General features: G+C 34.0%; 15 protein-coding genes. 9 read left to right on the forward strand and 6 right to left on the reverse strand.

Translation table 11 applies throughout. The features are described from left to right. Positions 1-150: 150 nt before the first annotated feature. The 3 genes from eno to HMPREF9071_RS08900 all read right to left on the reverse strand — a co-directional run bounded on the left by eno (position 151) and on the right by HMPREF9071_RS08900 (position 5,110). Positions 151-1,443: a phosphopyruvate hydratase gene (gene eno / locus HMPREF9071_RS08890; RefSeq protein ID WP_009746293.1), complete on the reverse strand. Its 1,293-nt coding sequence runs from the start codon at positions 1,441-1,443 to the stop codon at positions 151-153. Positions 1,444-1,555: 112 nt separating this feature from the next. Beyond that, positions 1,556-3,406: a membrane protein insertase YidC gene (gene yidC, locus HMPREF9071_RS08895; protein WP_009746294.1), complete on the reverse strand. Its 1,851-nt coding sequence runs from the start codon at positions 3,404-3,406 to the stop codon at positions 1,556-1,558. A gap of 87 nt (positions 3,407-3,493) precedes the next feature. Continuing rightward, positions 3,494-5,110 carry a CTP synthase gene (locus HMPREF9071_RS08900; protein ID WP_009746295.1) on the reverse strand — a complete coding sequence of 539 codons (1,617 nt, stop codon included), beginning with the start codon at positions 5,108-5,110 and terminating at the stop codon, positions 3,494-3,496. A 186-nt stretch (positions 5,111-5,296) separates the two neighbouring features. Here HMPREF9071_RS08900 and HMPREF9071_RS08905 point away from each other — a divergent pair, with 186 nt between their 5' ends. The 8 genes from HMPREF9071_RS08905 to HMPREF9071_RS08940 all read left to right on the forward strand — a co-directional run bounded on the left by HMPREF9071_RS08905 (position 5,297) and on the right by HMPREF9071_RS08940 (position 11,098). Beyond that, positions 5,297-5,653: an SPOR domain-containing protein gene (locus tag HMPREF9071_RS08905; RefSeq protein ID WP_009746296.1), complete on the forward strand. Its 357-nt coding sequence runs from the start codon at positions 5,297-5,299 to the stop codon at positions 5,651-5,653. Between the two features lie 38 nt (positions 5,654-5,691). Beyond that, positions 5,692-6,339 carry a phosphatidylserine decarboxylase family protein gene (locus HMPREF9071_RS08910; protein ID WP_009746297.1) on the forward strand — a complete coding sequence of 216 codons (648 nt, stop codon included), beginning with the start codon at positions 5,692-5,694 and terminating at the stop codon, positions 6,337-6,339. A gap of 11 nt (positions 6,340-6,350) precedes the next feature. Continuing rightward, the gene (mutY, locus tag HMPREF9071_RS08915) at positions 6,351-7,406 is read left to right on the forward strand and encodes an A/G-specific adenine glycosylase (protein ID WP_009746298.1); all 1,056 of its coding nucleotides are present in this window, start codon (positions 6,351-6,353) and stop codon (positions 7,404-7,406) included. A 25-nt stretch (positions 7,407-7,431) separates the two neighbouring features. Continuing rightward, positions 7,432-7,788, forward strand: coding sequence for a single-stranded DNA-binding protein (locus HMPREF9071_RS08920; protein ID WP_162859676.1), 357 nt, complete (start codon positions 7,432-7,434; stop codon positions 7,786-7,788). Between the two features lie 111 nt (positions 7,789-7,899). Further along, positions 7,900-9,198 (forward strand): gliding motility-associated protein GldE, encoded by a 1,299-nt coding sequence (gene gldE, locus HMPREF9071_RS08925; RefSeq protein ID WP_009746300.1) that lies wholly within the window; start codon positions 7,900-7,902, stop codon positions 9,196-9,198. After that, positions 9,195-9,746 carry a gliding motility lipoprotein GldD gene (gene gldD, locus HMPREF9071_RS08930; protein WP_009746301.1) on the forward strand — a complete coding sequence of 184 codons (552 nt, stop codon included), beginning with the start codon at positions 9,195-9,197 and terminating at the stop codon, positions 9,744-9,746. The genes gldE and gldD overlap by 4 nt, the downstream gene beginning before the upstream one ends. 23 nt (positions 9,747-9,769) lie before the next feature. Then, entirely contained in the window at positions 9,770-10,180 is a 411-nt protein-coding gene (locus HMPREF9071_RS08935) for a hypothetical protein (protein ID WP_117601744.1), read from the forward strand. After that, positions 10,181-11,098: a DUF6427 family protein gene (locus tag HMPREF9071_RS08940; RefSeq protein ID WP_009746303.1), complete on the forward strand. Its 918-nt coding sequence runs from the start codon at positions 10,181-10,183 to the stop codon at positions 11,096-11,098. It begins immediately after the preceding gene. On the opposite strand, the gene rseP is transcribed toward HMPREF9071_RS08940, so the two are convergent. Next, positions 11,095-12,417, reverse strand: a complete 1,323-nt coding sequence (gene rseP / locus HMPREF9071_RS08945; protein ID WP_009746304.1) for an RIP metalloprotease RseP — start codon at positions 12,415-12,417, stop codon at positions 11,095-11,097. The genes HMPREF9071_RS08940 and rseP overlap by 4 nt on opposite strands. Positions 12,418-12,653: 236 nt before the next feature. Between rseP and HMPREF9071_RS08950 the strand changes: the two genes are divergently transcribed. Further along, positions 12,654-13,283, forward strand: a complete 630-nt coding sequence (locus tag HMPREF9071_RS08950) for a hypothetical protein (RefSeq protein WP_009746305.1) — start codon at positions 12,654-12,656, stop codon at positions 13,281-13,283. Between the two features lie 43 nt (positions 13,284-13,326). On the opposite strand, the gene HMPREF9071_RS08955 is transcribed toward HMPREF9071_RS08950, so the two are convergent. Both HMPREF9071_RS08955 and HMPREF9071_RS08960 read right to left on the reverse strand, forming a co-directional pair. After that, positions 13,327-14,013, reverse strand: coding sequence for a YiiX/YebB-like N1pC/P60 family cysteine hydrolase (locus tag HMPREF9071_RS08955; RefSeq protein WP_009746306.1), 687 nt, complete (start codon positions 14,011-14,013; stop codon positions 13,327-13,329). Positions 14,014-14,047: 34 nt separating this feature from the next. Further along, entirely contained in the window at positions 14,048-14,530 is a 483-nt protein-coding gene (locus HMPREF9071_RS08960; protein ID WP_009746307.1) for a DUF4878 domain-containing protein, read from the reverse strand. Between the last annotated feature and the right edge of the window lie 10 nt (positions 14,531-14,540).

Consider the following 14,540-nt stretch of genomic DNA (forward strand, 5'->3'; position numbering starts at 1 on the left):
GATATGACTAATTTAAAAGTTATATTTCTGTATAATTGCAGCAAAAATACAAAAACTTTTCCAAACACTTGTGATTTGGAAAAGTTTTTACTAAAGACAAAGTTTATAACTAAAAAATATGCTTATCCTTAAAAGAGGTGAATGAAATTATTAGTTCTTTACACGGAAAGCTTGTTCCTGTGGGTAGTAAGCGACTTCATCCAATTCTTCTTCTATACGAAGGAGTTGATTGTATTTTGCCATACGGTCAGAACGAGAAGCAGATCCTGTTTTAATTTGACGAGTATTAAGAGCTACTGCAAGATCAGCAATGGTATTATCCTCTGTCTCTCCTGAACGATGGGACATAATGGAGGTATAGCCTGCACGATGTGCCATATCCACTGCAGCAATAGTTTCAGTAAGAGTCCCTATTTGATTTACCTTAATAAGAATGGAGTTAGCAACTCCAAGTTGGATTCCTTTTTCCAATCTTTCCACATTGGTAACAAAAAGGTCATCTCCTACTAATTGCACACGATCTCCTATAGCTTGGGTAAGTTGTTTCCAACCATCCCAATCATTCTCATCCATTCCATCTTCAATAGAGATAATAGGATATTTGTTTACCAGTTCAGTAAGATAAGCTACTTGCTCAGCGGAAGTACGCTTTTTACCTTTTTCTCCTTCAAACTTGGTATAATCATAGATTCCATTATCATAGAACTCAGAAGAAGCACAGTCAAGAGCTATTTTTACCTCGTCACCGAATTTGTATCCTGCTTTTTCTACGGCTTTTTTAATAGTTTCGATAGCATCTTCTGTCCCTTCAAAGGTAGGAGCAAATCCTCCTTCGTCCCCCACCGCTGTACTAAGTCCACGTTCATGGAGTACTTTTTTAAGGTTATGGAATATCTCTGATCCCATTTGTAGAGCTTGAGAAAAAGACTTTGCTTTGATAGGCATAATCATAAATTCTTGAAAAGCAATAGGTGCATCAGAGTGAGAGCCTGCATTAATGATATTCATCATAGGAACAGGTAGGTTATTAGCACTTACCCCTCCTACGTAGCGGAATAAAGGAATTCCTAATTCTGTAGCAGCGGCTTTAGCAACAGCTAAAGAGACACCAAGAATAGCATTTGCTCCCAATTTGGATTTATTAGGAGTGCCATCAAGCTCGATAAGTACCTTATCTATCAAATTTTGGTCAAAGACATTCATACCTATAATCTCTTCGGCAATAATGTCATTCACATTTTCTACAGCTTTTTGTACACCTTTACCTAAATATTCCTTACCTCCATCACGTAGTTCTACGGCCTCATATTCTCCTGTAGAGGCTCCAGAAGGAACAGCAGCACGTCCTTTGGCGCCACTATCGGTTACTACATCTACCTCAACGGTAGGATTACCTCTTGAATCGAGGATTTGTCGGGCATGTACATCTAAAATGATACTCATGTTGTTAATATTTAAAATGGTTAATATTTATATTAAGCCCATAGTAAGGCTTTTTAGATAATAGGGAAAAGGTCAGTAATCAGTGTGAACTGACTACTGACCCTTAAAGTCCTTATTTCTTTTTATTTTGTGCATTACGCTGCGCCTCGGCTTGTTCCATCATTTCACGCATCTTTCGTTGGAACTTACTTTCCTTACGAGGTTTTTGTTTGTTCTCCTGTATTTTGGCATGAATACGTTTATCATCAATAATCCAGTACTTGATAGCCAGCATTATAAAGATAGTGATAAGGTTAGATATAAAATAATACAGACTCAATCCACTAGCATAGTTATTGAAAAAGAATAGCATCATAAGAGGAGAGATATACATCATAAACTTCATATTAGGCATCCCTTCCTGTTGTGGTTGTTGTGTTTGCCCTGCTGTCATAAGCATATATATGAGTAGAGTTACAGAGGCTAAAATAGGAAATAAGCTAACGTGATTTCCATAAAAAGGTATACTAAAGGGGAGTTGCGCAATAGAGTCATACGATGATAGGTCATTTGCCCATAGGAAAGATTCTTGGCGAAGCATAAAAGCAGTAGGGAAGAAACTAAATAGAGCAAAGAAAACAGGCATTTGCAAAAGTGCAGGAATACAGCCACTGAGAGGATTCACACCTGCTTTACTATAAAGAGCCATCGTTTCCTGTTGACGTTTCATAGCATTCTCTTGGCCTTTATATTTATTGTTAATCTCTTCTATTTCAGGACGAAGTACCTTCATCTTAGCTTGTGATAGATATGACTTATATTGAACAGGAGAAAGTAGTATGCGCACAATAATTGTTAGCACAATGATTGCCAATCCCATGGACATAAATTTACTTAAAAAGTCAAATACAGGAATAACAAACCATTTGTTAATCCAACCAAAGATCCCCCAACCAAGAGGAATCGCCTTGGTAAGTTCATATTCTTTATCATATTTCTTTAATAAATGATAATCTGAAGGACCGTAATAGAAGTGCAAAGATTCACTAATCTCTCCAGAGTTATAAGCAATAGGGAATACAGCAGAGAAATCCTTCGTTTTTCGAACATTTTCTCCCTCTGAATTTGCTAAGTTCTTAGAAGAAAGTTTCCCTGTGGCAAAAGGTTTATCCGTAATAAGAAAAGAACTAAATAAATGTTGCTTGAAATCTATCCAATGTATTTGCTTGAATTCTTCAGAATCTTCTCCTCCAGCGCTGAGTTTATCATCTCTGTTATCTTCATATTGTACAATAGCTTGAACATATCTATCTTCATAAGTAACGCTCTTTTCCATACGGCGAGCAGTGAGATTCCAAGAGAGAACAGGAACTTTTCCAGTATTAAGAACATTGCTTAATCCTACACTATGAATACTAAAGTCAAGCAAATATTCATTAGGATGGAGCATATAGGTATATTCAAGGTATTGGGTAGCTGATACTTTAAGTTTCATGGAGAGAGTATTTCCTGAAAGAGAAGGCTCAAAGTATAAGTCCTTCGTATGTAAAGTACGATTATCATTGGTAGCAAGTTCTATAGAGAAAGAAGCATTATTATCTTTGACCAGATATACAGGTTTCCCTTGGTATGTCTTTTGATTCTTTACAAGGAGTTCTATGATTTGCCCTCCTTTATTACTTACTTTCAGTTTTAAGAGTTCATTTTCTATTTCGGTATAGCTTCCTTCTTTAGCAGAAGGAAGTACTGCTGAATAACCAAAAGCGCCTAACTGTTCTTGGTACTTACTCAGTTCTAAAGAATCTGTAGGAATGGTAGCTGTAGGCACATTATCAGTAGATGTCTTTTGAACCTGTGTAGTTTCTTTAGTGGATGTTTGAGTATTAGGTTTTGTAGGTTGATGATTATACATATAGTACATAAGTATAATAAACATAAGCATCATACCTATAAGTGAATAAATATTCGTACGCTTTTCTTCCATAGATTGATTTTCTATTATATACTTAAAAATTATGAGTAACTTCTTTGGAGGGCAAAGATACAAACAATTTTAGAATATTCAATAAATTTATTTTTCTAATTTATATTTTAAAGCAGCACGAACAAAAGCAACAAAAAGAGGATGAGGTCGTGCTACGGTACTTTTGTATTCAGGGTGATACTGTACCCCTATAAACCAGGGATGTGAAGGGAGTTCTATTACTTCTACTAAACCAGTGATAGGATTAATACCAGAACAGAGCAACCCCGCTTCTTCTAAAGGTTTACGATATTCATTATTGAATTCATACCGATGGCGATGGCGTTCGGATATGAGTTCTTGCTTATATACTTCATATATCTTACTTCCCTTGGAGAGTATACAATCCCAAGCACCAAGGCGCATAGTTCCTCCTTTTTGAGTTATATTCTTTTGTTCTTGCATAAGATCAATCACCTTATACAAGGTATCAGGATTTACTTCTGCAGTATTAGCATTCTCAAAACCAGCAACATGACGAGCAAACTCAATTACAGCCATTTGCATACCTAAACATATTCCTAGAAAAGGGATATTATGTTCTCGCACATATTGAATAGCCTTGATTTTCCCTTCTAAACCTCTCTCTCCAAAACCAGGAGCAACAAGTACTCCATCAAGTCCACTAAGCTTATCGGATAAATTGCCATCATCTAAATATTCAGAGTGAATCATGGAAACTTCCACTTTTACTTCATTTTCTGCTCCTGCATGTATGAAGGCTTCTAAAATGGATTTGTAAGCGTCAGGTAACTCCACATACTTACCTACCAGACCTATCCGTACACGATGCTTGGGGTTCTTGTGACGTTGGAGAAAAGTATTCCACTTAGTAAGGTCAGGTGCAGTGGCATCGGATAAGGACAATTTCTTAAGAACTACACTGTCTAATCCTTCTAAAAGCATTAGATTAGGAACATCATAGATGGTGGGAACATCAATAGATTGAATGACAGCTTCCTTCTTTACATTGCAGAAGAGAGCCAATTTCCCTCGTAATTCATCAGGAAGATCTCTATCTGTACGACAGACTAATACATCTGCTTTGAGTCCACTCTCCATAAGTGTTTTTACACTATGCTGGGTAGGTTTTGTCTTTAATTCTCCTGCTGCAGCTAAGAATGGGACTAAAGTTAAATGTATCACAATAACATTATTATCTCCTAATTCCCATTGTAATTGTCGAACAGCTTCTATATAGGGGAGAGATTCTATATCTCCTACAGTACCTCCAATTTCAGTAATAACAATATCATACTCCCCACTCTTTCCAAGAAGCTGAATACGGTACTTTATCTCATTGGTGATGTGAGGGATTACTTGTACAGTTTTTCCTAAGAATTCGCCTCGGCGCTCCTTCTCTATAACACTTTGATAGATGCGCCCTGTAGTTACATTATTGGCTTGTGAGGTATATACATTAAGGAAACGTTCATAATGCCCCAAGTCTAGGTCTGTTTCGGCACCATCCTCAGTAACATAGCACTCTCCATGCTCATAAGGGTTAAGAGTTCCAGGATCTATATTAATATAAGGATCTAATTTTTGGATAGTAACCCTATATCCTCTGGCTTGTAAGAGTTTAGCAAGCGAAGCAGCAATGATTCCCTTTCCTAAAGAGGAGGTAACTCCTCCTGTTACAAAAATATACTTGGTAGTGTTCATGAGAGTCTTGTAAACATAGGGCAAAAGTAAGCATATTTTGTGAATAAAGCAATTTCTTTATGGTTGATTTAAAAAAGCATATTTAACTAATCTATAGTATATTATCTCTCAAACGAAGAAGTAAAGGAAATAAAAATATTTATTTTTCAAAAAAAGTTGTACATTTGCCCCTAAATTATTAAGACAATGAAAAGATTTTATTTTTTAATGGCTGTAGGATTCTTCTTTTTCAGTCAATATACTTTTTCACAACAATTGAAAATTAATCAAAGCCAACAAATTAAAGACCTTATGGAGGTAAAAAAGGAATTTGCTAAGCAAGAGAAAACTTATCAGATTCAGATATATAATGGTAATATCTCTGAGGCAAATGAACAGATTAAGAGAGCCGCTTCAAAGTTTAGTTATCCTTGCTCATTAACTTTTGAAACACCCAATTATAAGGTAAGAATAGGAATGTTTCGTACACGATTAGAAGCAGAAAAAGCATTAACTAAAGTAAAGGGAAGCTATCCAGCAGCCTTTGTTATAGCCCCTTATTAAAGAGTTAGCAGCATTTTTAATGATAAAGATTAAAAGATATGTTCCATAAAGAAGGTACAAAAATTATTTTTATAAGTGCAGTAATAACAATGGGATTATTTTTCCTAATAGATGCTCTTGTATCTATAGATTTATCTATTGTTTTAGAAATTATAGTCCTCATGTTTTTCCTGTTAATTCTGCAATTTTTTAGGAATCCTAAGCGCAATACACCCTTGAGTCTTGATCATATTATTTCCTCAGTAGATGGAAAAGTAGTGGTTATTGAGGAGGTTGAGGAGAAGGAATATTTTAAAGATAAGAGGCGCATGGTATCTGTTTTTATGTCCCCCTTAAATGTACATGTTACTCGTTATCCAATCAGTGGAAAGGTTGTATATAGTAAATATCATCCAGGTAAGTACTTAGTAGCTTGGCATCCTAAAGCCTCTGAGGAGAACGAGAGAACAACTATAGTTATTGAAAGTGAGCGATTTGGAAAGATTATGTACCGACAAATAGCAGGAGCTCTTGCCAAACGTATTGTTAATTATGCCAAAGAAGGAAATATAGTAGTGCAAGGTGCTGATGCTGGATTTATTAAGTTCGGTTCTCGAGTGGATATCTATTTACCTCTCTCTGCCAAAATTAAAGTAACTCTTGGTCAGAAGGTGAAAGGCGGAATAGATGTAATAGCTGAAATATAATAAGCATATCTATGGGAGAGGATTTTGCTGACTTTTCAAAAATTTTACTTCAATGGTATGGAATTCATAAGCGAGACTTGCCTTGGAGAGGAGTAAAAAATCCTTATTATGTTTGGCTTTCAGAGGTAATTTTACAGCAGACTCGCATATCACAAGGCTTACCTTATTATTTGAACTTTATAAAGAATTTTCCTACAATACAGGCTCTTGCTGAAGCTTCTGAGGAAAAAATATTCAAAGTTTGGCAAGGTTTAGGCTATTATTCAAGAGCAAAAAACCTCCATTTGGCAGCAAAGTATATTACTGATGAGTTGCAAGGGGTTTTCCCCATGACTTATGATAAATTATTACTCCTTAAAGGAGTAGGAGATTATACGGCAAGTGCTATAGCTTCTATTTGTTTTAATGAACCTAAAGCAACTGTAGATGGAAATGTTTATAGAGTATTGAGTCGCATCTTTGATATAGAACTTCCTATTAATTCCTCGGAAGGAATAAAATATTTTAAGCAATTGGCGACCTGTTTATTAGATAAAAAAAGGGCGGGAGAATATAATCAAGCTATCATGGATTTTGGAGCTATACAGTGTAAGCCTCAATCTCCTAATTGTTCCCAATGTGTAATGAACGGTAAGTGCTTGGCGTATAAGCTACAGAAAGTAAATCAACTCCCAGTGAAGCTACCTAAAACAAAGATCACATATCGCTATTTTCATTATTGTATACTTATAGATACTCAAGGACAAACCTCTCTGGAGAAGCGAAAAGAAAAAGATATATGGCAAGGCTTATACGAATTTCCCCTTATAGAACTAAAGGAGAATACTATAGAGGATAGTTTACTTATAAAGAGGATAAAAGAAAAATATCCTAAAGCGGTACAAGTAGAAAAATATATAACAACCTTTGTCCATAAGCTTACACATCAGTATATACATGCATTTTTTTGGAAAGTTACTCTTGAGGAAAAATTAACAGAAGGAATTCCTTTTTCTTCTATATATGAATATCCTATGCCAATTCTGATTATAAAATTCCTAAAAACATTGGATATTTTTGAAAGATAACGTATCTTTGAGGAAAATTTTAATTATGAATGGAACTCTTAATAAAGTAATGCTTATAGGTAGGTTAGGTAATGATATAAAGCTAACCTATTTTGAGAAGGACTCTTGTATAGGACAAGTATCATTAGCAACGGATGAATCCTATACAGATAAAAATACGCAAGAAAAAGTAGAAAATACTCAGTGGCATAATTTGGTGTTTAGTAATAAATTAGCTGAGACTACTGCTAAATATGTGAAGAAGGGAGACCTTATCTATGTGGAGGGTAAGTTGCGCACACGACAATATAAAGCACAGGATAATTCTCTTCGCTATGTTACAGAAATTATTGTTATAGATGTTAAATTCTTGACATCAAAGAATAATGGAGCTGTATCATAAGTAGGTTTTAATCTTGATAATAGCTCCTTCTTGAAGAGAAATACCTTTTTCAAATAAAATAAAGAGAATGGTTTTTTAAACATTCTTGATTGTATAACTAATTTTTAAATTTTGGACACAGACTCGATAAGTCAATTTTTATCATCCCCTACAGCAGACTTGCTCATACGAGCATTCTTTTTTATCTTTCTTTTAGGGTGTTCTGCTCTTATCTCAGGAGCAGAAGTGGCATTGTTTTCTATCTCTCCTACTGACTTAGAGCAAGAAGAAGGGAAAATAAGTTCTTCAGATAGAATAGTTCTTCAATTACTTAAGAAGCCACAACGATTATTAGCTACCATACTTATAGCTAATAACTTAATCAATATATCTATAGTCTTAGTCTTTGCTCCTTTAGGAGAGTTTCTCTTGGGAAGCCTACCTATATGGCTTAAAACTATCTTTGATGTAGGAATTTTGACCTTTGTAATCTTACTCTGTGGAGAGATTCTTCCTAAGATATACGCTAATCGCAATAATCTCCTATTTGCTCGAAAGGTGTCTCCTATCATTAGAGGATTGGATATATTACTTTCTCCGATAAGTATTCCCATGACCTCGTTTACTACATTCATTAACAATAAAATACACAAAAGTTCTTCTATTTCTATAGGGCAGCTCTCTCAAGCGTTAGAACTTACTTCAGAGGAGGATACCACTCAGGAAGAACACAAGATACTTTCTGGGATTGTCTCTTTTGGTAATACAGACATTCGTGCAGTAATGCGTCCAAGAATAGATATATCTGCCATAGATGAAACGATGACTTACCAAGAAGTACTTGCTTTTATTCAAGAAAACGGATATTCAAGAGTACCTGTATATCAGGAGAATATTGATAAAATTACAGGAATTATTTATGCAAAAGATCTGTTGCCATATCTTGATGAAAAAGATTTTGAATGGAATCAAATTAAGCGAAAAGCCTTTTTCGTCCCTGAAAATAAGAAGTTAGATGATTTATTAGCTGAATTCCAACAAAAAAAGATTCATCTGGCTATAGTAGTTGATGAATATGGAGGAACTTTGGGAGTAGTCACTTTAGAGGATATTATAGAGGAAATAGTAGGAGAAATAAGTGATGAGTATGATGCCGATGATTCCTTTTTCTCTAAGATAGATGAGCATAATTTCTTATTTGATGGAAAAACTTCCTTGAAGGATTTTTACAGAATATTGAATATTAATGAAGAAAAACAAGAGAATTTTGAAAAGGTACGTGGGGAAAGTGAAACTATTGCAGGATTTCTTTTAGAGCTTATAGGGGTATTTCCTGAAAAAAAGCAAGTGGTTCTTTTCGAGGATTATACCTTCACAGTTGAAAATATTGATAAAAAACGAATAAAACAATTAAGAGTTACTATCAAATGATCTATAGAACTATTATTATTTGTATAGGGCTATTTTTAATAAGTTGTAATTCAGATGTACAACCAAAACCAAAGGCTTTTCTCCGCTTAGAGTACGGGGTACCTCAGTATGATACTTTGTCATTAGATTGTCCTTTTTCTTTTCAGAAAAACACGAATTCTAAATTGAGCAAACAGGATAATTGTAGTCTGAATTTGGATTATCCTTCTATGAGAGCAACTATATATATAACCTATAAGCCTGTTAAGGATAATTTAACCAACCTACTTCGTGATGCCCAGAACTTTACTTACGAACATACTATCAAGGCTACTAATATTATAGAACAACCTTACTTAAATGAGAAGGATAAAGTATATGGTATGTTTTATGAAGTTGATGGAAATGCTGCTTCTCAATCTCAATTCTATATTACAGATAGTACAAAGCATTTTATAACAGGATCCATTTATTTCAAGGTACGTCCTAATTTTGATTCTATCTATCCTGCAGCTATTTATTTAAAAAATGATATCCGTAAGATTATGGAAACAACTCACTGGAAATGAACATGAAGAATAAATATTTTTGCATGGTAGCTTTATTTTTATTGCTATTTATTGCTTGTAAAAAAAATGATATACAACGAAACCCTTTCCTACAAGAGGCTAAATTCAGTAGAACTATTAATCTTCGTTTGGTAGAATATAATAAACTTAAAATACCAGGGAATGCCGTGCTGATTGATAATATAGGGCTTAGAGGAGTTGTAGTGGCAAATGTGGGAAACAGTTATTACGCCTGGGATCGCGCTTGTCCTTCACAAGCGCTTTCTGAGTGTAGCCAAATGACTCTTGAAGATAATAATTATTTTATGTACTGCCCTTGTAATGGAGTACGATATAGTTTGCTTAATGGGCAACCTCAAACAGGGAATTCTCCCTATCCAATGCTTAATTATCAAGTAGTTACTAATGGTGATTTTCTAACAATATCTAACTAAATGTTTTATAACTTTCTTAATACCACAAAGACAGCACGTTTATTCACCATATATGGAATAGGAGTATTGCAAATATTTTTATACAGATTTTCCTTGCTTTCTTTGCCTTTTTCTTTGGTAAATATATTAGAAACTATTTTTATATCTTTCTTATTATTAGTTGATATTTCTGTAATAACACTAATGGTTAGAAAAAATCAATTAAGTGAGGGAAATTTATTGGTGCCTTTCTTTTGGATTTTATTAGGTTCTCTCTTTCCAGAAGTTTATGTGGATGCTGCAATAATAGTTGCTAATACATGTATTTTATTTTTATTTTATCAGATTATTAGTCTAAGAAATATAGATGGCAGAGAGGTCTTTTTTAATGCTTCTATGCTTATTTTTATAGCAAGTTTATTTTTTCTTCCTTCTATACTTTCATTATTGTTACTATGGATACATATTCTCATTTATCCAGGGAAGCGATTCAGAAATATGTTAATTCCTATGGTGTCTTTTATGCTTTTGTCTATTTTAATTTTAGCAATAGCAATCTCCTTAGACGTAGAAGAGAAATTGCTCCTCCACTTTCAATTTGTTCCTAATTTCTCTTTAGATTCCTATCTACAATATAAGTATATTCCATTGGTGGGAATCCTTCTATTAACTATTACCATTACTTCTTGGGCTTTTTGGAAGCCTTACAAACGTTATTATTCAAGATTTCTCATAAAAATAGCTATCGTGGGTATCTTGGGGATTATTCTTTTTCCAGAAAAAAATGCAGTAGGATGGATATATCTGACCTTTCCTACTGCACTTTCTTTAACTATAATTATTGGGCGGATTAGGCGCTATTGGTTGAGAGAGACCTTATTGTGGAGCTTTGCGTTTTTATCTCTTTCAGTGCTCATTTTTGGGACATATCTTGTCTAATGCTTTCCTCCTGTAAGCCAACGATAAATATCATTTCCATTAGCATAAATAAGTAAGGCAAAAAGGATAATAATTCCTATCACTTGAGCATATTCTAATACTTTTTCCTTAGGTTTTCTACCTGTTACTATTTCATAAAGTAGGAATACAATATGTCCTCCATCAAGAGCAGGAATAGGCAAAATATTCATGAAAGCTAATATAATAGAAATTAGCGCAGTACTTTCCCAAAAGCGTAACCAATCCCATTGAGCTTCAAACATTTTTGCCATAGCTCCAAAACCTCCTACTTGACTTGCCCCCTTCTTGGTGAAGATATATTTAAATTGGACAATATAATCATGTAATGTCCAATAGCCATAACTGATACCCGTTTTTATAGCTTGAAAGAAGGAGTAATTCACATGAGTACTTTTACTATCATAGAAATGACCTCCCATTATTCCTAAGAGCCCATTTTCAGGAATAATAGTAAGATCCTTTACCTCACCATTTCTAAGTACCTGAATCTTATTTTCTCCTTCAATAAGATAATCTTTTACCTGATCAAAGAAAGAAGTCTTATTTCCATTAATATCTATGATATGATCACCTTTTTCCATTCCTGCTTTTCGAGCAGGAGAATCTACTAAAACAGAGTCAATTTCAGTAGTCCTACGCTTGATAAAAGAGAGAGGAGTTTTATCATTACGAAATACTTGCATGCCGATACTATCTGGAACACTAATAGTCTGAATGCTACCATCCGCTTTCTGTACAGTAATATTCTCTACTTTACGTACTAAAATCATCCTATTGATAGAAAAAGTATCATTCAAATCAGTCCCATTGACTTTCAGAGGAATATCTCCATTTGAGAAACCATAAGATTTCATAGTATCACTTACTTCATATCCGTGAGGTACATCACTGGGGCGAAGTTCATCTCTCCCCCAAACACCAAAAATCATGGCATAGATAAAGAATCCCAATATAAGATTGACAGTAACACCTCCCACCATGATAATAAGTCGTTGCCAAGCAGGTTTGCTTCTGAATTCCCAGGGTTCAGCAGGTTTTGCCAGTTGTTCCTTATCCATACTTTCATCTATCATTCCAGCTATTTTTACATACCCTCCCAGAGGAAGCCACCCTATTCCATAGATAGTCTCTCCAATTTTCTTTTTGAACAGTGCAAATTTTACATCAAAAAATAGAAAAAATTTTTCTACTCTTGTTTTAAATAATTTGGCTGGAATAAAATGCCCTAACTCATGCAGAATCACTATGATAGACAGGCTTAATAACAATTGTCCTACTCTGATGAAAAATGTCTCCATTGTAAAAAAATTAATGTGCAAAAATACTCTTTTATTTTATATCAAAGTTAAAAAAATATGTTAATTGTAGTATTAGTTAATAGTAAAGGGTATAATTCCTACCTAAAAATAAAGTTATATTTATGTTGTAAATCACAAATAAGGTTAAATATTATATTTTTTTCTTAATAAGTGCTGATAAAGTTTTGTCGTATTTAAAAAGAAAAATACCTTTGCACCCAATTAATATAAATATCATGAAGAAAATTGGAATTATTTTATCCTTACTGGTAACTTCTTTTGCCTCAGCACAGGTTGATTCTCTAAAGTTAAATGCTGTGAATAATGAACAGAAAATAGAAGAGGTTAAGTCAAAGATAGAAGAAGAGAAAAAACAACAAGAGATTATTAAAAGAGGGGAAGAAGAACAGGAATTGGCTGAAAAGGAATTAAAACTCAAAGAGCGGCAACAAAAGGAAGCTGAAAGACAGCAAAAAGAAGCTGAAAGGCAACAGAGAGAGGCAGAGAGATTACAGAAAAGAGCTCAACAGCAAGTCGCTAAGGAGCAAAAACTAAAAGAAAAGCAACTAAAACAGCAAGAAAAGGCACAGAGAAAAGCACAGAAAGAGGCTATAGCAGCCCAAAAGCGTGCAGAAAAACGATTAAAAATACAAGATAAAATAGCTAAGTCAAAAATTAAGCTGAATAAAGCAAAAGCCAATTATGACAAGGAAAAGCTTAATCTTGAAAGAGAAATATCAAGAGGAAATTTGTCAGCAGAAAAAGAACTTAAATTTCGAACTAAAATACTTAAAAAGGAATCAAAACTTATAGATGCACAATCTGATTTGAAAAATCTAGAAATAGAACTAGAAAGATTAAGATAAAAGGATTTTTAGTCATAATATTATAAATAAGGAGAGGATTTTTTTAAGGTCTCTCCTTTTTCTTTGGATAGGTATTGATAATAATTTTGAAATATTGAGGATTGTATAATGTCTTCATGCTGTAGAAAGTTTCTTTCCTAGCTTTTTTTTCTGTAGGGAAGTTTACAAAGTGGAGGTCATTATCTATAATCTGATAAATAAGTTCACTGCAATACAATTCAGAAGGATCATCAATAATACCTAAATGATCGAAAGAAACTTTTTTTTGTAAATAATATTGGGCGCGCTTTATAATTTCTCTTCCTTGGGAAGGAGTTATTTTATTAAGACGGACAATTAGTATCTTTCCAGGTATGGAGTATTTTAAGAACATTTGTAAGGATTGTGTCTGTACCCCCTCTATTGGACTAACATTGGAGGAAAGGGAATGAATTACCCACCATTGGTTATCTTTACGATAAAGAATACCTGAGTGGGTAACATCATAGGAATCTCCATTAAGCTTATCGGCAATAATATCACTAAAAAAACCATATCCTCGGCGAAGGATGATATCTCCTTCTTGAAGTTTTTCTACCTCTTTAGTGCTTAATCGGGGAAATTCAATATTTTTTATCACCAACCGTTTTTCTTCTTGAGTATCTATCCAAAAGAATAGATGAAATCCTCCCCATATAGATAACGAAAAAATCCCAAAGAAGAGGAAGAACTGTTTAATTCTTTTTTTCATCTTGGGATTTTAATATTGAATGAGTAATAGCTAACTAGTCTTCTTCTGTAGAAGGAATTGAATCTTGAGAGGCTTCATTCTCATGTTCAGGAGTATCAATTTCCATATCATCAGATGAATGGTCATCTCCGTCTTCGTGGTGCATTCCATTTTCTTTTCCTTGTTCCTTATTGATAGAAACGAGCCATTTCCCTTTTATTTTCTTAAGGTCAAGAGATTCTTCTTTATCAGAGCCTTCGGCTTTATAGAATACTTTTGCAGTATCTCCATTCTCTTCTACTTTGGTGATGGTAAAAGATTTTATATCCTTTTCCTTTGGTTTTTCTCCTTTAGAGAAACTTTCCAGCATACCTATAAGGTCTCCTGTTTTCTCATCACAATATTTTTTAGCTTCTTTAAAATCACCAGCATTAATAGCTTTTAAGAACTTTTCAGCAACTGCTTTAGGAGAATTTCCAGAACAAGAAGCAAGCATTAAACTTCCCAATAATAGGAATGTAATAAGGATTTTTTTCATGTGTATAAAA

Origin of the sequence: Capnocytophaga sp. oral taxon 338 str. F0234 (assembly GCF_000192225.1) — a bacterium.
Taxonomy (GTDB): Bacteria; Bacteroidota; Bacteroidia; order Flavobacteriales; family Flavobacteriaceae; genus Capnocytophaga.

Excerpts from the sequence above, each read along its gene's own strand:
- HMPREF9071_RS08940 (WP_009746303.1), top strand. The coding sequence starts at position 10,181 with ATGTTTTATAACTTTCTTAATACCACAAAGACAGCACGTTTATTCACC.
- gldD (WP_009746301.1), top strand. The coding sequence starts at position 9,195 with ATGATCTATAGAACTATTATTATTTGTATAGGGCTATTTTTAATAAGT.
- HMPREF9071_RS08960 (WP_009746307.1), bottom strand. The coding sequence starts at position 14,530 with ATGAAAAAAATCCTTATTACATTCCTATTATTGGGAAGTTTAATGCTT.
- HMPREF9071_RS08920 (WP_162859676.1), top strand. The coding sequence starts at position 7,432 with ATGAATGGAACTCTTAATAAAGTAATGCTTATAGGTAGGTTAGGTAAT.
- HMPREF9071_RS08935 (WP_117601744.1), top strand. The coding sequence starts at position 9,770 with ATGGTAGCTTTATTTTTATTGCTATTTATTGCTTGTAAAAAAAATGAT.
- eno (WP_009746293.1), bottom strand. The coding sequence starts at position 1,443 with ATGAGTATCATTTTAGATGTACATGCCCGACAAATCCTCGATTCAAGA.
- mutY (WP_009746298.1), top strand. The coding sequence starts at position 6,351 with ATGGGAGAGGATTTTGCTGACTTTTCAAAAATTTTACTTCAATGGTAT.
- yidC (WP_009746294.1), bottom strand. The coding sequence starts at position 3,406 with ATGGAAGAAAAGCGTACGAATATTTATTCACTTATAGGTATGATGCTT.
- HMPREF9071_RS08955 (WP_009746306.1), bottom strand. The coding sequence starts at position 14,013 with ATGAAAAAAAGAATTAAACAGTTCTTCCTCTTCTTTGGGATTTTTTCG.
- HMPREF9071_RS08905 (WP_009746296.1), top strand. The coding sequence starts at position 5,297 with ATGAAAAGATTTTATTTTTTAATGGCTGTAGGATTCTTCTTTTTCAGT.
- HMPREF9071_RS08950 (WP_009746305.1), top strand. The coding sequence starts at position 12,654 with ATGAAGAAAATTGGAATTATTTTATCCTTACTGGTAACTTCTTTTGCC.
- HMPREF9071_RS08910 (WP_009746297.1), top strand. The coding sequence starts at position 5,692 with ATGTTCCATAAAGAAGGTACAAAAATTATTTTTATAAGTGCAGTAATA.
- rseP (WP_009746304.1), bottom strand. The coding sequence starts at position 12,417 with ATGGAGACATTTTTCATCAGAGTAGGACAATTGTTATTAAGCCTGTCT.
- HMPREF9071_RS08900 (WP_009746295.1), bottom strand. The coding sequence starts at position 5,110 with ATGAACACTACCAAGTATATTTTTGTAACAGGAGGAGTTACCTCCTCT.